The organism is Clostridium sp. Marseille-P3244, assembly GCF_900120155.1.
In the GTDB taxonomy this organism is placed as follows: Bacteria; Bacillota; Clostridia; order Lachnospirales; family Lachnospiraceae; genus Mediterraneibacter.
The window spans coordinates 1,642,063-1,662,244 of the sequence record NZ_LT635549.1 but is presented as its reverse complement, the minus strand read 5'-3'; the positions used below and the strand labels follow the sequence as shown (position 1 = coordinate 1,662,244).

Here is a 20,182-nt window from a genome sequence, read left to right as displayed (position 1 = left end):
TTTACGCTCATTATATCATTGTACGCCAATTTGAAAAGTACTGTACTTTTTTGTAGTACCTTGCTTTACGATTGAACAAGATATATAATTGTATAAGAAAGGAGTAGCGCAGAGATGAGAAAAACGGAACTTGCGATTGAAAGATGCAAAACGATGTCCACGCTCCAAAAAATATTAGGCGGAAAGTGGAAAATCGAAATTCTATATTACATTGCTATTCGGGATATTCATAGATTTGGGGAACTACGACGACACATTGGTGAAATTACAGAGTCCTCATTAACTAAGCAGCTCCGCGAATTAGAGGCTGATGGATTTTTAATAAGACATGACTATCATGAAGTCCCTCCCCGTGTGGAATATACTCTCACAGAATTAGGAGAAAGTTTTATTTCCGTATTAAATTTTATGAAGTCATGGGGCGATGAAAATTTGCAAGATAAATAGAAACTTTAGACACCAGAATATGAATTATAAAGTTTAACTTACCTGCATATAGCAACATTCCATTGGGCAAATATGAATTATACAATGTAAATGGGTGATGCTATATGGCGAATATCGAAAACGACGGAACGATACCCAGCTTTCCGGTTATCATACAGCTAATCAGAAATTGCGGTCTGCCCGTGGAACAGTATTTTAACCCGGCAATCATTCTGGAAGAAAAATGCACATAAGCAAAAATACTCCCTACAATATACGCATTTAAAATACTGAAACACCAATCATAGCAAGGCTCTCCTTGCACGGTCGGCGGGCAGGTAGGACAGATTATCCAATCCCCGCCAGAACAGGCTTCTAAATGCGTAGAAAACAGCCCATGAGAAAGCGCCGGACGCGGCGGCCTGCTGGCCCTGCGCCCGGCGTTTTCTCACAGGCTGTCCTTTAGGATGGCACGGATCAGCTTGTTTTGCAATCGGTGTTTCATGTACTCGTCCACCCGCACATGGGGCGTACCGTCCAGCTCGTAGAGCGTCCGGGTACACAACTTGTTTATGTAGCCGTCATAGTACCGCAAGATGCGCTCCATTGCCAGCGGATCACCGGTGCGGGCGTCAGCAAAGACTGACAGGGGCAGAAGCACCCTGCCGTGGAATGTGGGCTGCTTCATTTCGCGTTCCTCCCTCCGTTATCCTCTAACCTCTGCCGCAGTTCGTTCAAAGTCTTTGTGCGGAGGCGCTGGACGGCGCTGCGGGACATCCCCACAAGGCCGCCGATCTCGCCGTCCGCCATAGCCGCGACACAATGCAGAATTAAAATCTGCTGCTCCTGCTCCGGCAGGCTGGCAAAGGCCCCGGCCACCAGTTCGTCCCGGATATGTAGGTCATAGCCAAAGGCCGAGAACATAAAACTATCGCTGGGGTATTCATCCAGTGTACAGAGCTTGTCCCATTGCGCCGGGGAAATATCTTCTAACTCTTTATTGGAAGTACAAGCAGTCCATACCAAACACCAAATAGCGTTCTCTGTTATCGACCACGGACAGGGCATTACTGATGAAGATAAGAAATATATCTTTGACCGTTTTTTCAGCGGGGATAAATCTCATACAAATAAAACAAATTTTGGTTTGGGTCTTAGCATAGCACAAGAATTAACTGGAATGTTAAATGGAGTAATACAAGTGAGCGATACTGCTGGCGGGGGAGCAACATTTACAGTTTCTTTTCCGTTGAAATAAATATTTTTGAAAAGAGCCAATGACAACAAAAAGCAGCCTGACCGTTGTTGATTGTCAAGTAAAATTGACCCACTTTTTCGTTGAATCTTGACCCACCTTAGTAGCCGATAAAGCGGAGTACTAAGGTGGGTCAATTCTATCTGTCAATCCTGATTTTTACACTGTGAATTGACCCACCCTGTTAATGGGTTACCACCTGATATCCGTCTGCTGACAATGACGTCTGATCTATCAGGATCGTTCTCGTGGATGAATCCAGGGTAATGTAGCGGCTTAGTGTCAGAAGACGGTCACTGATCAGCTCGTGAACCAGTTTTTCCATCGCCACAGGCCGGGAGTCTGAAGCCGGATCGGGCTGACGGACCGCTGCAACTGCGGTTGTTCCGCATAACTCATCAAGATCCATAAAAACACCGTCAGCCACACTTGTGTCAATTCCGGAGAAATGATCCGTATCGGCATCGTATAAATACTTTCCGCATTCCTTGATCCGGTTTATCACAAAGTAAGGATGCTTGATCCCGTACTCGCTCCTAAGATAGTCATATGCTGCTGTTTTACCTCCGCTGTTGTATTGTTCAATGATTTTAGGGAATGTTTCTTCCCCAATGATTGTCTTGCCCATGCTGCGCCTCCTATTGTGCGATGTCCCAGTCGAACGGATCAAACGGCCATTCCTCATTGATATGTTTACGCACGTATTCGTATGCTTCCTCGCACAGATTGTTGGCGGCCAGAAACTCCCAATACAGGAAACATGTCCTGTAAAGCCGGTTTGCCTTCTCCTTCAATTCCTCATATGTAGGCGGCTCTGGTGTCGTAATACCATCACGGTCAATACCGTATTCTTCAAGAAGATATTTGCTCCCTTCCTCATAACTCATGGAATCAAGCGCACGCCGGATTTCTTCCTCCTCACGGTATACATCCAGAAAATCTGCCGGACTTCCGCTTTCATAGGAAGCCATAGAAGCATTTTCATGTACACTGTTGCCTGCAGCCACCCATTCATGCAAGGCTTCCCTTTCTTCTTCCGTCATGGGTGTGACTTTTTCGTATTCCCTGAGTTCCTGCTTAAGCAACTGCCTTTTTTCTTTGTTTATCTTCATTTCACTTATTCCTTTCATTTCGCACTCTGTTTTGACCCTTTGACACGGTAGCTGTCACCCGTTATACTAAGGATATGGCAGTGATGCACCAGGCGATCCAGGATCGCTGTGGCCGCAAGTTTGCCAGTAAACAGCTCGTCCCATCTGCCCATGGGCAGGTTGGTCGTGATAATGAGGGAGTTCTTTTCATACCGATGGCGGATCACCTGAAAGAAAAGGCTCTCTCTTTCTCTGTCCATTTTTAAATACGAAAGTTCATCAATGATAAGCAGCGGGATCCGATTCAATTCTTCCAATGTTTCCCGCAGCGTCCCTTCCTGCATTTTTTCATAGAGTCGGTCAACCAGATCCTTGGCATTGGCAAAAAGCACTCTATATCCTGCGCTGATCGCATTCATGCCGATCCCTGTGGCGATCATGCTTTTTCCAACACCGGGCGGACCGATAATGATAACATTTTCACCAGCATCAATGAAATCCAGCCCTCCAAGTTCCGTGATCTTATCCCGGTCCAGTGACTGGTTAAATCCGTAGTCAATGTCCTCAAGCCGTTTTTCGGCCTCAAAGCATGCTTCCCTGCGAAGCTTTTCCGTTCGGCGGTCACGTTTTCCTTCTTCCTCCACAGAAAGAAGCCTGACAAGAAAGGATTCATAATCCATAGCAGAAGATTCCGCCTCCAGGATCAGGTCCCGGTATTGCTCGCGCATATCCACCAGTTTAAACTGTTTCATCATGGATTCGATGTATTCCGCATTCGTCTGATATCCCTTCTGCTTCATCTTTGTACCTCCGATAACATCGCATTGGTCTCATAATAACTGCAGTCGCGCATCAGGGCAGGGTCATCATCCCGATAGCCCTTACTACAAACAGCCCCCACGTCTTCCAAAGATACTTCCGGCAGCGTCAGATTCCCCGCATTGTATTCTTTCAGTAGTCCCTTAAATGACGTGATATCCATCTTGTCTAAAGTGATACAGTAACCGATAAAGCGGTCAAGCGTGGAGTCATCATACAGTTCTCCCAGAAGCATGATCTTTCTTGCGTAATGCGTAGGCTGGTCAAATTTCCTGCCGGCAGCGTCAAGGTAACGCTGGCCGTTTGAGAAACGTCTGGCAAAGTCCCGCCGGATCTGTGGAATAGAAGTGCTGACCGGTGTTGCGATCGCGTCATAGTGTGAAGGGTCCGTCCGCACAGCATGCTTCTCTTCTGAAGCCTCCACCGTCAGTATCCGGTTCTCTTTCATGTCATAGATCTCAATCCGGAATCCGTAGATCATCCGAAACTGCAGTGTTTTATCCACATATTTCACGGGTACGCTGTACTTACTGCCGCCAACATTGATGTAGCTGTCGGGACTGATGATGCGCTTCTGGAGCCGTTTGGTCCGGTAGTGTGTTTTGGGGAGTGGGAGAAGCGCAGCTTTCTCCTCAATCAGATAGTGCTGGTTAGGGATCCGCTTTGTTGTCCCGTGGACTTCATCGCACCATCCGTTCACAAACTCCTTGCCGCGCCGGTTCAATTCTTCCATTGTAGCGAACTGGTTCCCTTTTATGAACTGTTCTTCGATATAGTGAAATGGAGCTTCGATCTTGCCTTTTTTACGGGGCCAGTAACAGGGACATGCATTCAGTTCAGTCCCCAGATGCTTCGCCATCATCAGAGCCTGGGGATTATATTGGATCTCGTCCTGACTCTTCGGATTGTTTTCAATGACCAGTGCTTTGGGGTTATCGATCAACAATTCCAGTGTTACACCGCCCAGATCATCGAACAGCTCCTGTATGGCCTCATAAATCGCGGGAGCATCCGCTTTCAGGGAAAAACAGACCGCCTTCTTCCTGGATGCGGCAAGGATCATTGCGAAGCAATACACTTTCTGTTCACGTCCTCCGATCACCATGGAGTACTCTGACCAGTCGAACTGTGCCTGGTCTCCGGGTGGTGTTTCGATCCGCACGGTAGCCTTGGAACTGATGAGCCCCACATCTTCGTCCACTCTCTGCAGGAACCTGTAAACAGGACCGATGCTGCCGGAATAGCCTTTTTTCTTTAGTTCTTTGAAGATCCGCGTACCGTTAAATTCATACGGTTCGCATCTCCACTCAATAATGAGTTCTTTATAATCATCCAGACAGGATTTATAGACTGTCCGTCTGTACGTCGGCTCTTCCTTCAACTCCAGCAGCTTTCTGACCGTATTCCGGGAGATCCCCAGGATCTTTGCTGTTTTACGTTTTGAATGGGTCTGCTTATAGACCCGTTGGACAGCTGCCCAATCTTGCAATCCGTACACCTTCTTTCGCCTCCTTTCCGTGACTGATTGCACACGGAAAGGATTCTACATTGTCTGATTGGGTGGGTCAATTCTAAGTGTTAAATTTTCAAGATGCAGTGTATCAGAATTCGGTGTTACTTACTCACGCCCCGCCATTAGGGTGGGTCAGTTTTCCTCGTAAAACCTGGGTCAGTTTTAATTATAAATCAATAACCGTCAAGATCAGACTGTTTTTTCTACTTACCCTCGAAACAGTATCCAATTTCACGCACACACCGGATCTCAAATTGCCGATCCGGGCAGGCTTTGTATAATTTTTCTCTCAGTTTGCATACATGGGAGCCAATCGTATTATTCTCTATATCCTGCACATAATTCCCCCATATTTTTTGATAAATCTGTTCGTATGTAAGAACCCTCCCTTCGTTGGCTGCAAAATAACACAATAGGTTAAATTCTTTTGTAGTCAAAGATACTTCCCGTTTCCCGCAATATACCTTTCTTTGATCTGGAAATATTTCAAGATTGGGAAAAGAGATTGTCTGTGTGTAGTCTACTTCATATTTTTGAAAATCTGGATATTTACGGAACACTTCTATGATTTCATCGAAAAGACGTGTTTCATTTCCTTTAAACTCTGCAACTAATAAACGTCCTATATTATCTTCCTTCTTTCCATTTTTACTCTCAGTTTTCTAATATGCAATTACCAAACTAATTTTCCCCATATTATCACCTACGCCTTCTTTCATATCTACTCATTTATCTTTAATGCTGATACCATATCAATAGATTTCACTTTCAGAGATAACACCTTATTGATTATCCACGAAAGAATAAATGTACCTAAAATACTGACACCATATACATATACAGGAGCGTATGTTTCCATATCTATTGATGTCTGTACTGTACTTACCATAATACCCAACAATCCATATCCGATAGGAAGTCCGATAATAATTCCCACTATTGTAAGCCATATATTTTGCTGTATCATAAGTTTTCTAATTCTTTTGTTATTAAACCCTAACACTTTTAATGTAGCCATATCCCTATATCTTTCCATATAAGATAAAGTTCCTAAATTATATAGAATAACACTTCCAAGCAATACCGCCATGATTAAGAATAAAGTACTTAACATAATTGACGCATTTAGCATGGTACTCAAACTTTCTTCTAAATCAGCCCTGTTTTGTATACTGCTGATATAATCAGTATTTATTTTTGCATTTTCGATTTCCTCACCAATAATAGATGTTGTAATAAACGGTATGTTTTCTTTTTCCATTTCCGTTTTCATCATAGTAATTCCCTGTGTCATAGGTGTACGGATAATTACTTTTACAACACTTAAATACCATGTAGAGTTTCCAGAAAATCTCCATTTAATGCGGTCACCTACTTTGATGTTCATTTCTTTTGCCGTATTTTTTGAAACAGCAATACCAGATTTTAAATTCACATTATGATTGTCAGTATCGTATAATCGAATAAAATCTTGACTTTCCAATCCTGTAAAGGCAACGGTCTGTTCTTGACCTTCATGCTCAATTTCAACAGATGTTTCCATTAGTTCCTCACCAAACATATCTTTTATTAACTGACTTTTATATTCTTCATCAGTGAAATCACCTGTTACCTTTGTGTTATAGGTCTGTATCTTATCAAATGTCCAATCCGACATATTATTCATTGATGTATACAATCCCAATGAAGCAAATAATAAAGATACACAACCAATTACACCAAATATTGTCATAAAACTTCTCAGCTTATTGCGAAAAATATCTCGTACATTCCATTGACCATAAAATGATAAATGTTTTCGTAATGAATAAAGAGGTAAATCTTTATAATTTTTTCCCGTCGAATTAGAATAGAGTATAATTGACGCATTACCTCTTAGATATTTTCTGCATACCAGCATAGAAATTAACAGACATATCAGAGTGCATATAATAGGCATTAACCAACTACCACTTAACATGGAGGGAGATAATTTTGGCAAAGTATATATTTCTTCCATAACTGGATAAAGTGTCTTAGGTAGAATAATATAACCAATACACCAGCCGATAAAAGACCCTACCGCACATACAAATGTACTATGCGAAATATAGTGTATGTAGAGTTTTCGTTTACGAAATCCCAACGATTTTAAAATCCCAATCTGCATACGTTGTGAATTAAGCAAACGATGTACCGTTGTAATAGTAATGAGCATAGCAATAAAGAAAAATACGGCTACAAAAATCAAGCCAATTTCCTTATGTTGTGTGATTTCATCACTTATCATTGAATAACTAGGGTGATTATTCTTCTCTACAATCGTGATATTGTTAGAGCCTAAAATATCTTTTACGGATTTTTCTATGTCTCCGTTTCCTGTTATCAATAATTGATTATATGATACGGGAAGTAAGCCACTGACAAATTGTTCATTAACAAACGCAAACCCGTTGTTTTTGTGATCGGGAAGCATTTCTCCATTTTTTGTATTATAGATATATTCTGGGGAATAACAAAATCCTACTATTACTTTTTTTATTTCATGTCCATTTACATCTACTGTTAGAGTATCGTTAAGTTTATAGTCATTTTCATTAGCAAAGGTGTAATCTAGCCACAAACCATCTATATCAGCAGAATAGTTTTTCCCAGCCACAACTTTCATTTTTGAAATATCATTTGTATTGTCTAAAACATACAAATCAACAGATTTTTCAGAGTTGTTACTCAGAGTAGCATTGAGCAATAGACGCTGTTCAACATTCGAGATATTCTTATCATCTTTCAAAGTTTGTATATCGGTGCTATTAAATCCATTTGAAGTTACCCATACGTCAGCAAGATTAGTTTCCTCAATAAAAGAATGAAAAGATTTATTCATTCCATTATATTCGCTAGTAATTCCAGAGAAAATAAAATTTCCAGCGAACATCATCAAAAATATAGCAACAAAAGGAACTTTATTTTTCCAAACATCACGGAGCATTTTTCTAATCAGCATTTTACCATTCCACTTCCTTTATATCTGCGGGACTATCATTAAGTGATATTTCCAAAATTTTTCCATTTTTTAATCGAATTACCTTATCAGCCACTTTTGCTATATTGGAATTATGAGTTACGATAATTACTGTTTTTTGAAATTCTCGGCAAACATCTTGAATAAGCTGTAAAACCTTACAACCTGTTTCGCTATCCAAAGCACCTGTTGGCTCATCACACAATAATATTTCTGGATTTTTTGTAATAGCTCTAGCAATAGATACTCTTTGCTGTTCACCGCCAGATAGCTGATTAGGAAATTTCTTTACATGATTTTTCAGCCCAACACGTTCTAATATAGTTATTGGATTGAGAATGTCATCTTTAATATCTTTCATCAATGCAACATTTTCATATACTGTTAAAGTAGGAATAAGATTATAGAACTGAAAGATAAATCCAATTTCTTTTGCTCTATATTCAGCTAATTCATTTTCTTTCATTTTTGAAAGGGGACTGTCATTAACGATTACTTCTCCAGTGCTTAAAGAGTCAATTCCACCTAAGATATTTAATAAGGTGCTTTTTCCAGCTCCCGACTGCCCTAAAATCACCACAAATTCTCCTTTGTCAATTTCAAAGGAAACATCACTCAAAGCATAAGTTTTTTTTGAGCCAGTTTCATAAATTTTTGAAACATTTTTTGCAAGTATCATTCCCATAAAATTCATTCCTTTCTTAAAAATGGGTATAAGAAAAACACGTCCCTAAAAGAACATAATTTTTGCAAGAATTTTATATCATTTGTCCCATTACACCTGTACAGAATAATTGGAATAATTTAATAAATTCCCTTTTAGCGTCGTCCATATTTTCATGTTCAATTAAGACGTGTTTTAAACAATCAGTTAATACATCAAGCACAATTTTTGCATAATGAGCATCATCATTTAAGTGATAATGTTCCTGCAAGTGTTTTTGTATTTTGTCAATGATTTCTTCTTTTCTTTTTAGTAAATGTGAGCTTTTTAACTCAAGGATAATAACAACTCTTTTATCAAACAAACATCTAAATTCAAATTTTTCAACATATTCTTCCAAATGTTCTGTGTAATACAAAAGTTCCTCTTTTGATAGCACATTAGCTTTATAATTTTGAATGTGCTCGTCCATTAAAGCGTCTATATTGTCCAGAACAGGGAGTACAATAGTTTCCAGAAGAATTTCTTTGTTTTTGAAATAGTGATATATATTTCCAAGAGTAGTGTGAGATTTTTGAGCAATTACTCGTAGTGAAGCATTTTCATATCCTTTTTTCATAAATTCATCTGTTGCCACGTCTATTATAGTTTGTCGCATTTCAGCTTTTTTCACTTGCACCATATCACCTCCCTAGGCTTATCATAGAAGATATAAAGATTGTTTGCAATAGATGTTCATTATTAAAAATCAAAACTTGTATACCGTTCATTTTTAAGAAAATCCCTCATAATATGAGTTTTAGCATATTATGAGAGTAGGATTTTACTGAATAATCTTCCAGTTGCTATCCTTATGAAGCGTCAGCTCATATTGTGATACCTGTGTCGCTTTTGTCTGATTGTCAATGAATTTCACTGCAACGCTCACTTTCACGTTGTTGCCGTCAGCCGTAAAATCGTAGTAATTTGAAGTATTTCAACCTTTGAAATTGCTGATAGATACAGTGTTTTAGCGGACAATCCGATTTTTAGTTGGTTTTGACAATAAAAACAGTCTAACCAACATGATCAGACTGTTTTTCATCCTACTTAGTCTCGAAACAGTATCCTATCTCACGCACACACCGGATTTCAAATTTCCGATCCGGGCAGGCTTTGTATAGTTTTTCTCTTAATTTGCATACATGGGAGCCAATCGTGTTGTTCTCTATATCCTGTACATAATTGCCCCATATTTTTTGATAAATCTGCTCGTATGTAAGAACCCTCCCTTCGTTGGCAGCAAAATAATATAATAGGTTAAATTCTTTTGTAGTTAAAGATACTTCCCGTTTCCCGCAATATACCTTTCTTTGATCCGGAAGTATTTCAAGATCGGGAAAAGAGATTGTCGGTGTGTAATCTACTTCATATTTTTGAAAATCTGGATATTTACGAAACACTTCCATAATTTCATCAAACGGACATGTGTCATTATCCTTGAATTCTGCAACTAATAAACGTCCTATATTATCTTCCTTCTTTCCATTTTTACTCTCAGTTTTTTCTAAAATGCAATTACCAAACTATCATATTGCCTGCGCTTTTAATTATTTTTACAGTGATATTTATTCTGCTTTGTTCATAACAGAGATACTTCCATTATCTATTTTCAGAACCACGTCGGCTTCTTCTGCCAAATGTTTACTGTGGGTAACGACAATCACACATTTTCCAAGTTCATGTGCCGTCTTTTTTAAAAGAGCTATGATTTCATCTGCGGTGGTTTCGTCAAGATTTCCTGTCGGTTCATCAGCCAGCAGTATATTTGCGTCACTGGCTAAAGCCCTGGCGATTGCAACCCTTTGTTGCTGTCCGCCAGATAATTGAAGAACATTTCTTTTCCAATCCTCTTGCTCAATCCCCACTTCTTTCAGAAGTGTTTCTGGATTTTTCTTCCCGCCTAATTTCACATTTTCCACAGCAGTAAGATAATCAATTAAATTGTAATTCTGAAAGACAAGTGAGATATTGTGCTTTCTATGGTAATTCAGACCTTTTTTCTGAATATCCTCTCCATTACAGAGAACCGCTCCTTTTACGGGAATATCTAATCCAGCCAGTAAAGATAACAGTGTTGTTTTTCCTGCTCCGCTTGAACCGACAATAGAGTAGAAAACGCCGTCTTTAAAAGTAGCAGAAATATCATTCAAAATCGTTTTATCTTTTTTAGATTTATAAGCGTAATATATGTTTTTTATTTCAAGCATTGTCATATCCTCCTGTATTAACTCATTTCAGATAAAATATCTTTTGGATTTCTTTTCAATATCACAATTCCAGATACCATGACAGAAGCAGTAATCAAGAATAATACGCCTGTCCCGTCAAGCAGATAAAGAGTAGGGGTAATACTTACATTTACATTCTGTACGTTTTGTTCTGGTGCGACATAATCGGTAGCCACCATTCCACTTTCATTTTTCTCTTTTTCCTGTGCCTGTTGTACTTGCCCTTCGACTAAGTATTCTGTTGTCATTTGTGATACGGCAGGAGCAACCACAAAGGATAATCCGATAGATAAAATCGCTATTATCACAGCTTCACTCCAAATCTGACCTAAAATTGAAAACTTAGATATTCCTAACGAAAGAAACACACCGATTTCATGTACTCGGTTTTTCAGCCAGAACAGGAAGATAAGTACCAGTATAAAGAGACTGGCAATGGAAATCACTAAAATCATTACATTGCTGATTTTTCCTAAATCATTAAAATTTGAGGACATGGTTTCCGAATTGCCGTTATTATCAATCAAATCGTATTGTTCCCACTGTATATCTACGTTCTTGATTTCTTCTTTTACCTTATCGTAATCATTTACATCTCCAACCTTGAAGTAAGCACGCTGAAACAATGGGCTGGACTCTCCCTCAGCTTTTTGTGGAAAGTATAAATCCGTAAAAATCACATTTTCTGAACGATATGTGTCCCCCTGCATATACGGCGACATTTTTTGTCCGACTTGATAGATACCAATAATCGTTGCCTTTGCAACCGTTGAATTTTCTTTATCGTGATAGTCATTAAAAGAAAGGGTATCTCCAACGGATAAATGGTTTTCCTGTGCCAGTTCTTCAGAAATCACGCATACATCTGTATCGCCTTGTTGTACCATTCGTCCCTCTTTTATGGTGAGATTACCAGACAGGACATTACTATCCATTTTCATATCTCGGTTTCCAATCAGGCTCACACCACCGATATCTGAACTCTGGTCGGTATCTTTATCCTCAATTCTGCTAAAACCGACTGGATTTACAGCAGTAACAGCCGTTGTGATATTATAATCGCTTATTCCTTTTGTTTCAGAGATTTTTTCAATATCTTTTAAATCCAGTGTTTCAAAAACATTTGTCGTCCCTGTATTCCAATTTACACTGCCATTGACAACGATTTTTTTCTGATAGTACCCGTCCAGCTCACCGTCCTTGTCACCAATCTCTTTTGATAATTCTTCGATACGTTTTGCTCGGTATTCGTCGTTTTTTTCCAGCAGAAATCCAGCTCCTATTGCCTGTCTGGTCTTATCCTGCACTTCAATACTTGCGTTCCTGCTGGACATACCCGCTAAAAGCAAAGTACTGATAACAAATACTACAATCAAAAGCAGGATACTTTTTACAGGTTTTCTTAGTACAGAGCGTCTTGCCAATCCTAAAAAATTCATCTGATTATCCCTCCATTTTTGCCAAAATATCTTTTGGATTTGCCTTTAGGGTCGGGAAAATGGAAACGCATAAAGCAATCGAAACCAGTATGCTTCCCAAACCAACCAAAGCACCTATATCTTTTATTCCAAGCAATACTGTCAAATCGGTATTTGATATGCCAGAACTGAAAATCATACTCTGTAAGACGGTATGAATACTGCCACCTATCAATGAGGAAACAAGTACAGACAGGAACAAAACAATCCCCGACTCGCATAGAACCTGTAACACAAGTTCACCCTTTGTTTTTCCTAAGCTCATAAAGATTGCCATTTCCTTTTGCCTTGTTCTCGTCCACATACAGAGAAGCAATGATACTACGATTGTTCCTGCCAGTAAGGTAAAAACCAGCATGAACGTAGCCACTCGACTGATCTGCTCTAACGGAGCAGACATTTGCTCGTAAAGGGTATCTGATGTACTCACTTCCGCATGATTTCCTAATACATTCTGAATATCAGAGGATAAAGCACTCATATTTTCTGGTTTATCGGTATAGACAACAAGTTTATAAAAACCCGTATCCTTGAACAAATCAGAACAAGACCCGTTATCAATAAAAATCTGGTTTTCCATACGATTGACAGCCGTTGTTTCCGCAGGCTGTTTATCTTCCATATTTCCAGATGATTTGAATAATCCTATAATGGGTACGGACACTGTTTGACCGCTTCCCGTATCAAGCTCCAGAGTATCTCCGATTTCCAATCCGTTTTGATTAGCCAGACTGGTATGGATAACCGCACCTTTTTTATCCTGCTGAATATAGTCTCCCGCAGTCAATTTATACTGTAAATCAGAGAAAGGGCTGTCATTTTCCAAATCATCATAGGATAAAAGCACAACCTTGGAATTATCTTCCCCAGACGAAGTATTTCCCGTAATCGGCATGAAATTTGACGGAAATATATCATACTGTCCAACACGGTTGACAGCAGTTATATTTTTCATATTTTCTATCTGACTGACCTCTGCGTCTGTAATCATGTTTTCTGTATCTGTTATCTCAGCAACCACTTTAGAATTTGTTTTTGCCTGCATGGAGTCCATAGACTCATTGGTAGCTCTTAGTATCATGCTGGTGCTCAAAATCATGGTATTTACCAGTACCAATACGAAAAACAAAAGAAATGTTTTCGCTTTTTTTCTTGACAGATACTTCAAAGCAAGCTGATAAAATCTCATAGCAACCACCTCTATTCGTAGCGAGCGATAATGACTTTATCTGCATTTAATGTATAGGTGTCCTCATAATCGCCGTACACAAAAATCTGAGACTGCTTCTTTACATCAGAAGCAGAGCCGTCAGTCGTATTTGTAATCGAATTTGTTTCGCCATTTAATGTGGCGATAACGAATGTACAGTCAGAGTTATAATTTACGGTAACAGCGGTATCTTCGTTTTCATATCCGTCAGCGGAGCTTTTCATACCCGCTCCATTATCAATCAATTCATCGGGACTGACAGAACAACTGTTGTCCGTGAAATCAAGCACGCTTCCGCTTAAAGTCGCCGAGTCAAGCATTTCGTCGGTATTGCCTGCTGTGTCAGAACTGCTATTTTCATTTGTTGTTTGTGCTGGTGTCTGCGGGACATCTGTTGCCTGCTTTCCACACCCTGCCAAAGCAAAAACACATAACCCTACTAACATAAATTTGCTGATTGTTTTTCGTTTCATTTCTGTATTCCACCTTTCGTTTTGTTATGCGCTCATTCTAGGACAGAACCCCTCTAAAAATCCTGTAAATCCTAAGAATATTTCAAGGATTTTTTAGAGGATTTTTACAGACTTTTTCTGATATAATAGGTAACAAATTTGAAATAAAGGATTTGATAAAAATGAAAATACTTCTTTTGGAAGATGATGTGGAGCTTTGTTCTTCCATACAAAAGGCACTGGAACAAGAAAATCACATTGTCGATTGCTGTAACGACGGTGAAACAGCTATGCTTTATGCACTTAACACAGAGTACGCCTATGATATTGCGATTGTTGACCGTATGCTTCCCATTATAGACGGATTGACAATCATTAAAGCCATGAGAGAAAAAGGAATTCGTATTCCTGTTATCATCATTACCGGCATGAGTACGCTGGACAACAAAATTGAGGGTCTGGACGGCGGAGCAGATGACTATTTAGTCAAGCCATTTCATATCAAAGAGCTTCTAGCCAGAGTAAGGGCTTTGACAAGACGACCTGCGAATTTACAATTATCTGAGAAAATGAGTTATGAAGATTTGACCTTTGATAAGGAAAATCGCATTTTATCTTCCCCTGTGAAGTCTCTGCAACTAACAGCCAAAGAAGCGGAACTGCTTTCTATCCTCATTCAAAATCCCGAAATTTTGTTTAATCGGGAACAGCTTGTGGCAAAAATCTGGGGTTCATCAGCCGAGGTCGAAGCAGGAAATGTAGACAACTATATTTCATTCATAAGGAAAAGATTGAAAGAGTTACAAAGTGCCTGCAAAATTACAACGGTCTATGGAGCAGGGTACAAATTGGAGAAAAGCCATGTTAAATAACCTATATCGAAAACTTTATATCCTTTTTTCCGTATCTATCATGTTGATTATCAGTCTGGTGATTGCTTTTGCTGTGACAACTGCTGTTCATTCAGACAGAGAGAATGAAAGTACCATGTTTCAGAGAATGACAACCCTGCTGATTTATCAGCTTGAAAATTCACAGTCTGATATGGAAAGTACCATCGGGTCTTATGAGGATAAGTATGATTTATTTGTAAGACTTGAAAACAGCAAAGGGCAGGAAATATATCAGAGCAATCTTTCTTTCCCTACAGAAACGGATATTCTGCTCCAAGAGGTTTTAGAACAAACAAAAGGTCAACAAATGACCCCAGAGGGAAACAGTTATTCCTTTACTTCGCAGGGTGGCATTTATTCACTGGCTGGAAAAGGACAAGATGAATATTATGCCATTCCTGCTACGATTGCCACAACAGAGAACGGCGAGTACAATGCTGTATTTATCTGTCATGTCAAAGACTTTAGCACTGTTTTAAGTCAGTTGCTTCCGCACTATTTACTCATATGGATATTGGCTTTTGCAGATGTCCTTGTTTTAACACACTTCCTGCTAAAAAAGGCGTTTGTGCCGACAGAACGTGTTCTAAAAAGTCAAAAAGATTTTGTAGCTACGGCTTCCCATGAATTAAAATCACCATTGGCGGTCATGGTAGCAAATACAGACATTCTCACTGATAACCAATCATTAGATGAACCTGCAAAGCAGGCGGTCAGCGTGATAGAAACAGAATGTATGAGATTATCACGTCTGGTAAAAGATATGTTGTTGCTTGCTTCCTCTGACGCTAAAACATGGACATTACACCAGAGCCAAGTTAATATTGATACACTGCTTATCTTACTGTATGAAACGTATGAACAGACCTGTATCAAAAACGGAATACAGTTAAAAGTAAACTTATCAGAAGATACTTACCCTGTGCTGAATACCGATAAGGACAGACTGTTTCAGATTTTATGTATCTTTATGGATAATGCCATTCAGCACGCAAAGGATAACTCTTTATTGGAAATACAGGCAGTCCATGCAAAACACCAAATAGCGTTCTCTGTTATCGACCACGGACAGGGCATTGCTGATGAAGATAAGAAATACATCTTTGACCGTTTTTTCAGCGGGGATAAATCGCATACAAATAAAGCAAATTTTGGTTTGGGTCTTAGCATAGCACAAGAATTAACTGGAATGTTGAATGGAGATATACAAGTGAGCGATACTGCTGGCGGGGGAGCAACATTTACAGTTTCCTTTCCATTGAAATAAATATTTTAGAAAAGAGCCAACGACAACAAAAAGCAGCCTGACCGTCAAGATCAGACTGTTTTTTCTACTTACCCTCTAAACAATATCCTACTTCACGCACACACCGGATTTTAAATTGCCGATCCGGGCAGGCTTTGTATAGTTTTTCTCTCAATTTGCATACATGAGAGCCAATCGTGTTGTTCTCTATATCCTGTACATAATTGCCCCATACGTTTTGATATATTTGTTCGTATGTAAGAACCCGGCCTGCGTTAGCAACGAAATAACACAATAGGTTAAATTCTTTTGTAGTTAAAGATACTTCCTGTTTCCCACAATATACCTTTCTTCGATCTGGAAGTATTTCAAGATCGTGAAGGGATATTGCGGGTGCGTAGTATATTTCATATTTTTGAAAATCCGGATATTTACGAAACACTTTCATGATTTCATCAAAAGGATGTGTTTCATTATCCTTGAATTCTGCAATGATCAGTCTCCCCATAAATCTCCTTATTATACTTTCATATTTAGTCATCAGTTCTTCTTAATTCGTCTGTAAGATTTCTATTTTTCAAATATGTTGCACTTGAAAACATAAAACATATTATAAACATAACCACTGATATTATAAAAAGTAACTTCCATGGATATATAAACTTAAAATACAATAATTTACTCTTTATTGCTTTCCCTAAAAGCCATATAACCGGACTGCCTGCTATTAGCGTCGCCAATATAAGAATTACCCAATATCCTATTCCCTCATAGAAAATCATTCTCCACAGTTGGCTTTTGGTCAACCCAAGGCTCTGCATTACAGCAATCTCTTTTCTCCTGACCGATAGTACTGCAGACAGCATATTTCCATAATTCATGATTCCAATAACTAAAATAACCAGGGATAATCCGCCTAAAATAATGTTTGCCGTATCAATCCTGTTCTGTTCGGATTCCAGCAATGTATAATTTGCCTCCAGATAAAATGTGTCCATTATCCCAACTTTTTGATTTTCTTTTTGTATAAGCTGTACTAATTTTTGATTGATCACCGCATCATCTTCGCTCTCCTCAATATCGAAAGAGATGTCAAATGTCTTTTCCGGGAATCCCAGTTCTTCAAACGCTTTTTCCGTCATAATGAAATAGTTGATGCTATTTCCAAAGGAAGTAGTCTGCAGTTCAGGAAAGTATTTCTCGGTCATATCCATGTATCCTGCACAAGCAAGACTGCCTTTTCCATAATTTGCTGCATTGCTCTCCTGAGCCCTATAAGCGTCAAGCGAGTAGAATGTTATAGGTTCGCCCAATGTCTTTTCCGCCCGCAATTCCAACTCCTGCGACATTTCATTATGATGCAGTAAAATACATCCTTCCCCTGATGCAAACCGATTCATATCAACAGTCAAATTATTGTCAGCAACATAGCGTTCCAATTCAGTAACATATGACTTGTCCACGATCTGAAGTGTTGCAAACGCCAGTGTCTTCTCCGGATCATCCAACGACTGTCTGCGGGGCTGCAGGGCTTTATCAGCAAGGAAGTCAATAACTGCGTAACTGCCTTTAGCAGTTTTTATCGTAGTCTCATTTATTCCTTCCATCTTGTAAATCGTATCCAGCATTTCCGATGAAAGTACCGGCGTATCATCGTTTATTTGATCAGGCACCATTTCAGGGAACCGGAATATCCCGGTTAGTATCCCAATCCTGAAATCAGGATTTTGTTCGATCTGATTCGTAATATCTGTTCCTATCATAATAACTTCTGCACCTAAAGCAGTAATACATCCGATTAACAGTGATCCCACACTAATAAGCAATCTCTTTTTGGATCTTGTAATATTCCGCCAGGCCATTTCTAATATCAGAAATCTGGTTGCTAAATTTTGTTTCTTTTTTGTTCTATTCCCTGTTTCGATATAACGGATGGAATCAATTGCATTCCATTTTATAACCTGTCGAAGTGCAAGTCCTGTTGCAAAAAATGACGTTACAAACATTAGGATTCCGGCTCCTGCCATAAATACTGGATAGAAACCTGTAACATCGCTCTCACCCAGACCCTGCATGAACAATTTCTGTAAAACGGTCGGAAGAAATAGTTTTACGATAACAATACCCGCCACAGCTCCTATACCGATCCCTTTGAGGATATTCCATATGTTTTGATAATATACGATTCTTTTTAACTGCTGCTCTGTCGTGCCAAGTACTTTCAGCATTCCATACTGACGGATTTCTTTCCCCATTGTAATAGACACTACATTAAAGATCAGCATGAAAGCACAGAGGATTACCACGATTCCGCATCCAACTGCAATAGAGACACTCCCGAATACACCTTCCACACTTTGTTTTACCATTGGATTTTCAGCGAATACCTGCTGTGCGGCATATTCCATTGTCAGATCTGAATACAGTTTTGTTTCAATGCCTCTTTCATCCTGTAAGGAACCTGTTACTGCCATGATCTTATCTGCTGGAAAGGCGGAGATTTCCTGTTGATCCAGAAAGGCTTTTGAAACATATGCTTCTGGCTCCGTTACCGAGAAATCAACATAATCTGTGTAATATCCGCTTAATGAAAATAAATCTGTTTCTTCTGCTCCTTCAGACAGTATTGTTCTAAGCTCAATCTCCATTCCAATTACCGGATGATCGATCTCCATTTGCTGCAGGCTGGAAGCCGATAACATGATCTCATCGGCTTTTTGAGGATAACTTCCAATTATATCTGTATATGCCGGCATCATCATTTTTTCATATGCGCTATCATCGAGATAAATAAGTTGGCCTTCCCAATAATCTTGGAATGTGGCTGATCCTACAGTCTTTTGAATCCCGGTATCTATAATATATGGGAGACTTTTCATTTGCTCATATTGTGCCTCACTCCCATTTTCCAATGATACCGTAGCAACTGTTCCCATTCCCCGTATATCAATCAGATAATCAGAACGAATTTTACCATATGCAATGGAAAAAGCAGAATAGAGTAGAAGCACTGACATAGCAATCGCAATAATTAAAACTTTGTTCTGCCTTTTATTATCTTTATAATAAGCCTGTGCCAGTTCTTTAATAACCAACTGATTATTGTTACGTGTACTCATATGCTTTCTCCCTCTTGGCAGATTTTTCCGTCTTCTATGTGTACGATACGGTCTGCCGTCTGTGCGACTTCTTCATCATGTGTGACAACTACTAATGTCTGGTAGAATTTCTGTGCAAGTATTTTCATTAATCCAATTACCTCCATGCCGGTACGGGAATCAAGATTTCCTGTAGGTTCATCAGCCAGTACGACAGCAGGACGGGTAATCAGCGCTCTGGCTATAGCCACCCGCTGTTGTTCGCCCCCGGACAGAGTATATGGGGTCTGCTCTCTTTTATTCTGCAACCCCAGTGACTTTAGGAGCATCTCAGCGAATTCCCGATCTATTTTACGTCCATCTAATTTCAGCGGCAGGACCATGTTGTCATAGACATTCAAAACAGGAAGTAATTTAAAATCCTGAAAAATAAATCCGATATTGCGACGTCTGAATATTGTCTGCTCATTCTGTGACATCTGCGCCAGTGGTATTCCTCGCACAAATATTTCTCCTTCTGTGGGCGAATCCATCGCCCCAAGTAAATTAAGTAATGTTGATTTTCCGCTGCCTGACGCCCCTACAATGGCAACAAACTCACCTTCTTTTACAGTGAAATCCACTCCATTCAAGGCATAAACATTATTTTCCCCCATACGGTATATCTTCCGTACGTTCTTCGTTATAATAATATTCATCACGTAATTCCTCCTTTACGCACAGAATAACAGATAAATCTCTCAAATTAGTAACAAAGCGGGAACCA

General features: G+C 39.4%; 23 protein-coding genes and 1 pseudogene. 5 read left to right on the top strand and 19 right to left on the bottom strand.

Going from position 1 to position 20,182, the window contains the following annotated elements; translation table 11 throughout:
• Positions 1 to 114 precede the first annotated feature (114 nt).
• Together BQ7367_RS09790 and BQ7367_RS14340 are read left to right on the top strand one after the other, a co-directional pair.
• The gene (locus BQ7367_RS09790; protein ID WP_072525265.1) at positions 115 to 447 is read left to right on the top strand and encodes a winged helix-turn-helix transcriptional regulator; all 333 of its coding nucleotides are present in this window, start codon (positions 115 to 117) and stop codon (positions 445 to 447) included.
• Between the two features lie 104 nt (positions 448 to 551).
• Entirely contained in the window at positions 552 to 680 is a 129-nt protein-coding gene (locus BQ7367_RS14340) for a hypothetical protein (protein WP_328586536.1), read from the top strand.
• A gap of 194 nt (positions 681 to 874) precedes the next feature.
• Here the strand turns inward: BQ7367_RS14340 and BQ7367_RS09780 are convergent, their stop codons facing one another.
• Both BQ7367_RS09780 and BQ7367_RS09775 read right to left on the bottom strand, forming a co-directional pair.
• On the bottom strand, positions 875 to 1,114 hold the full coding sequence (locus tag BQ7367_RS09780; protein ID WP_072525264.1) for a helix-turn-helix domain-containing protein: 240 nt from the start codon (positions 1,112 to 1,114) through the stop codon (positions 875 to 877).
• On the bottom strand, positions 1,111 to 1,452 hold the full coding sequence (locus BQ7367_RS09775) for a sigma factor-like helix-turn-helix DNA-binding protein (RefSeq protein WP_235837590.1): 342 nt from the start codon (positions 1,450 to 1,452) through the stop codon (positions 1,111 to 1,113). The genes BQ7367_RS09780 and BQ7367_RS09775 overlap by 4 nt, the downstream gene beginning before the upstream one ends.
• Between BQ7367_RS09775 and BQ7367_RS09770 the strand changes: the two genes are divergently transcribed.
• A complete protein-coding gene (locus tag BQ7367_RS09770) occupies positions 1,427 to 1,684 on the top strand; it encodes a sensor histidine kinase (protein WP_278320695.1) in 258 nt (85 codons plus the stop codon). The genes BQ7367_RS09775 and BQ7367_RS09770 overlap by 26 nt on opposite strands.
• A 181-nt stretch (positions 1,685 to 1,865) precedes the next feature.
• On the opposite strand, the gene BQ7367_RS09765 is transcribed toward BQ7367_RS09770, so the two are convergent.
• The 14 genes and pseudogenes from BQ7367_RS09765 to BQ7367_RS09700 form a co-directional block, all read right to left on the bottom strand.
• Positions 1,866 to 2,309 (bottom strand): hypothetical protein, encoded by a 444-nt coding sequence (locus BQ7367_RS09765; RefSeq protein ID WP_072524990.1) that lies wholly within the window; start codon positions 2,307 to 2,309, stop codon positions 1,866 to 1,868.
• Positions 2,310 to 2,319: 10 nt separating this feature from the next.
• Positions 2,320 to 2,793: a hypothetical protein gene (locus tag BQ7367_RS09760; protein ID WP_143142973.1), complete on the bottom strand. Its 474-nt coding sequence runs from the start codon at positions 2,791 to 2,793 to the stop codon at positions 2,320 to 2,322.
• Between the two features lie 14 nt (positions 2,794 to 2,807).
• Positions 2,808 to 3,572 (bottom strand): IS21-like element helper ATPase IstB, encoded by a 765-nt coding sequence (gene istB / locus BQ7367_RS09755; protein ID WP_072524992.1) that lies wholly within the window; start codon positions 3,570 to 3,572, stop codon positions 2,808 to 2,810.
• On the bottom strand, positions 3,569 to 5,089 hold the full coding sequence (gene istA / locus BQ7367_RS09750; protein WP_072524993.1) for an IS21 family transposase: 1,521 nt from the start codon (positions 5,087 to 5,089) through the stop codon (positions 3,569 to 3,571). Before istA ends, istB begins: the two co-directional genes overlap by 4 nt.
• Positions 5,090 to 5,307: 218 nt before the next feature.
• The gene (locus BQ7367_RS09745) at positions 5,308 to 5,664 is read right to left on the bottom strand and encodes a winged helix-turn-helix domain-containing protein (RefSeq protein ID WP_235837589.1); all 357 of its coding nucleotides are present in this window, start codon (positions 5,662 to 5,664) and stop codon (positions 5,308 to 5,310) included.
• Positions 5,665 to 5,825: 161 nt separating this feature from the next.
• Positions 5,826 to 8,087: an ABC transporter permease gene (locus BQ7367_RS09740; protein WP_072525260.1), complete on the bottom strand. Its 2,262-nt coding sequence runs from the start codon at positions 8,085 to 8,087 to the stop codon at positions 5,826 to 5,828.
• Position 8,088: 1 nt separating this feature from the next.
• The gene (locus BQ7367_RS09735; RefSeq protein WP_015535456.1) at positions 8,089 to 8,790 is read right to left on the bottom strand and encodes an ABC transporter ATP-binding protein; all 702 of its coding nucleotides are present in this window, start codon (positions 8,788 to 8,790) and stop codon (positions 8,089 to 8,091) included.
• 73 nt (positions 8,791 to 8,863) lie between these two features.
• A complete protein-coding gene (locus BQ7367_RS09730) occupies positions 8,864 to 9,451 on the bottom strand; it encodes a TetR/AcrR family transcriptional regulator (protein WP_072525259.1) in 588 nt (195 codons plus the stop codon).
• Between the two features lie 141 nt (positions 9,452 to 9,592).
• Positions 9,593 to 9,724 (bottom strand): annotated as a pseudogene (locus BQ7367_RS09725) (conjugal transfer protein); the annotation flags it as partial.
• Positions 9,725 to 9,854: 130 nt separating this feature from the next.
• The gene (locus BQ7367_RS09720; protein WP_083582486.1) at positions 9,855 to 10,217 is read right to left on the bottom strand and encodes a winged helix-turn-helix domain-containing protein; all 363 of its coding nucleotides are present in this window, start codon (positions 10,215 to 10,217) and stop codon (positions 9,855 to 9,857) included.
• A gap of 159 nt (positions 10,218 to 10,376) precedes the next feature.
• The gene (locus tag BQ7367_RS09715) at positions 10,377 to 11,024 is read right to left on the bottom strand and encodes an ABC transporter ATP-binding protein (protein WP_200786731.1); all 648 of its coding nucleotides are present in this window, start codon (positions 11,022 to 11,024) and stop codon (positions 10,377 to 10,379) included.
• Between the two features lie 11 nt (positions 11,025 to 11,035).
• A complete protein-coding gene (locus BQ7367_RS09710; protein WP_083582485.1) occupies positions 11,036 to 12,478 on the bottom strand; it encodes an ABC transporter permease in 1,443 nt (480 codons plus the stop codon).
• Positions 12,479 to 12,482: 4 nt separating this feature from the next.
• Entirely contained in the window at positions 12,483 to 13,706 is a 1,224-nt protein-coding gene (locus tag BQ7367_RS09705) for an ABC transporter permease (protein WP_072525256.1), read from the bottom strand.
• 11 nt (positions 13,707 to 13,717) lie between these two features.
• On the bottom strand, positions 13,718 to 14,200 hold the full coding sequence (locus BQ7367_RS09700; RefSeq protein ID WP_072525255.1) for a hypothetical protein: 483 nt from the start codon (positions 14,198 to 14,200) through the stop codon (positions 13,718 to 13,720).
• A 161-nt stretch (positions 14,201 to 14,361) separates the two neighbouring features.
• Here BQ7367_RS09700 and BQ7367_RS09695 point away from each other — a divergent pair, with 161 nt between their 5' ends.
• Together BQ7367_RS09695 and BQ7367_RS09690 are read left to right on the top strand one after the other, a co-directional pair.
• Positions 14,362 to 15,051, top strand: coding sequence for a response regulator transcription factor (locus BQ7367_RS09695; protein ID WP_072525254.1), 690 nt, complete (start codon positions 14,362 to 14,364; stop codon positions 15,049 to 15,051).
• A 40-nt stretch (positions 15,052 to 15,091) separates the two neighbouring features.
• Positions 15,092 to 16,339, top strand: a complete 1,248-nt coding sequence (locus BQ7367_RS09690) for a sensor histidine kinase (RefSeq protein ID WP_235837588.1) — start codon at positions 15,092 to 15,094, stop codon at positions 16,337 to 16,339.
• Between the two features lie 64 nt (positions 16,340 to 16,403).
• On the opposite strand, the gene BQ7367_RS09685 is transcribed toward BQ7367_RS09690, so the two are convergent.
• The 3 genes from BQ7367_RS09685 to BQ7367_RS09675 are packed head-to-tail and all read right to left on the bottom strand — an operon-like array spanning position 16,404 to position 20,114.
• Positions 16,404 to 16,859, bottom strand: coding sequence for a winged helix-turn-helix domain-containing protein (locus tag BQ7367_RS09685; protein WP_235837587.1), 456 nt, complete (start codon positions 16,857 to 16,859; stop codon positions 16,404 to 16,406).
• The gene (locus BQ7367_RS09680) at positions 16,852 to 19,437 is read right to left on the bottom strand and encodes an ABC transporter permease (protein ID WP_072525251.1); all 2,586 of its coding nucleotides are present in this window, start codon (positions 19,435 to 19,437) and stop codon (positions 16,852 to 16,854) included. The genes BQ7367_RS09685 and BQ7367_RS09680 overlap by 8 nt, the downstream gene beginning before the upstream one ends.
• A complete protein-coding gene (locus BQ7367_RS09675) occupies positions 19,434 to 20,114 on the bottom strand; it encodes an ABC transporter ATP-binding protein (RefSeq protein ID WP_072525250.1) in 681 nt (226 codons plus the stop codon). Before BQ7367_RS09675 ends, BQ7367_RS09680 begins: the two co-directional genes overlap by 4 nt.
• Positions 20,115 to 20,182: the final 68 nt, after the last annotated feature.

What these genes read in the sequence shown, in the direction of transcription:
- BQ7367_RS09680 (WP_072525251.1), bottom strand. Translation starts at nt 19,437, where the DNA reads ATGAGTACACGTAACAATAATCAGTTGGTTATTAAAGAACTGGCACAG.
- BQ7367_RS09735 (WP_015535456.1), bottom strand. Translation starts at nt 8,790, where the DNA reads ATGGGAATGATACTTGCAAAAAATGTTTCAAAAATTTATGAAACTGGC.
- BQ7367_RS09690 (WP_235837588.1), top strand. Translation starts at nt 15,092, where the DNA reads ATGTTGATTATCAGTCTGGTGATTGCTTTTGCTGTGACAACTGCTGTT.
- BQ7367_RS09760 (WP_143142973.1), bottom strand. Translation starts at nt 2,793, where the DNA reads ATGAAGATAAACAAAGAAAAAAGGCAGTTGCTTAAGCAGGAACTCAGG.
- BQ7367_RS09740 (WP_072525260.1), bottom strand. Translation starts at nt 8,087, where the DNA reads ATGCTGATTAGAAAAATGCTCCGTGATGTTTGGAAAAATAAAGTTCCT.
- BQ7367_RS09685 (WP_235837587.1), bottom strand. Translation starts at nt 16,859, where the DNA reads ATGACTAAATATGAAAGTATAATAAGGAGATTTATGGGGAGACTGATC.
- BQ7367_RS09765 (WP_072524990.1), bottom strand. Translation starts at nt 2,309, where the DNA reads ATGGGCAAGACAATCATTGGGGAAGAAACATTCCCTAAAATCATTGAA.
- BQ7367_RS09695 (WP_072525254.1), top strand. Translation starts at nt 14,362, where the DNA reads ATGAAAATACTTCTTTTGGAAGATGATGTGGAGCTTTGTTCTTCCATA.
- BQ7367_RS09720 (WP_083582486.1), bottom strand. Translation starts at nt 10,217, where the DNA reads ATGGAAGTGTTTCGTAAATATCCAGATTTTCAAAAATATGAAGTAGAT.
- BQ7367_RS09710 (WP_083582485.1), bottom strand. Translation starts at nt 12,478, where the DNA reads ATGAATTTTTTAGGATTGGCAAGACGCTCTGTACTAAGAAAACCTGTA.
- BQ7367_RS09675 (WP_072525250.1), bottom strand. Translation starts at nt 20,114, where the DNA reads ATGAATATTATTATAACGAAGAACGTACGGAAGATATACCGTATGGGG.
- BQ7367_RS09715 (WP_200786731.1), bottom strand. Translation starts at nt 11,024, where the DNA reads ATGACAATGCTTGAAATAAAAAACATATATTACGCTTATAAATCTAAA.
- BQ7367_RS09730 (WP_072525259.1), bottom strand. Translation starts at nt 9,451, where the DNA reads ATGGTGCAAGTGAAAAAAGCTGAAATGCGACAAACTATAATAGACGTG.
- BQ7367_RS14340 (WP_328586536.1), top strand. Translation starts at nt 552, where the DNA reads ATGGCGAATATCGAAAACGACGGAACGATACCCAGCTTTCCGGTTATC.
- BQ7367_RS09705 (WP_072525256.1), bottom strand. Translation starts at nt 13,706, where the DNA reads ATGAGATTTTATCAGCTTGCTTTGAAGTATCTGTCAAGAAAAAAAGCG.
- BQ7367_RS09780 (WP_072525264.1), bottom strand. Translation starts at nt 1,114, where the DNA reads ATGAAGCAGCCCACATTCCACGGCAGGGTGCTTCTGCCCCTGTCAGTC.
- istB (WP_072524992.1), bottom strand. Translation starts at nt 3,572, where the DNA reads ATGAAGCAGAAGGGATATCAGACGAATGCGGAATACATCGAATCCATG.
- BQ7367_RS09700 (WP_072525255.1), bottom strand. Translation starts at nt 14,200, where the DNA reads ATGAAACGAAAAACAATCAGCAAATTTATGTTAGTAGGGTTATGTGTT.
- BQ7367_RS09790 (WP_072525265.1), top strand. Translation starts at nt 115, where the DNA reads ATGAGAAAAACGGAACTTGCGATTGAAAGATGCAAAACGATGTCCACG.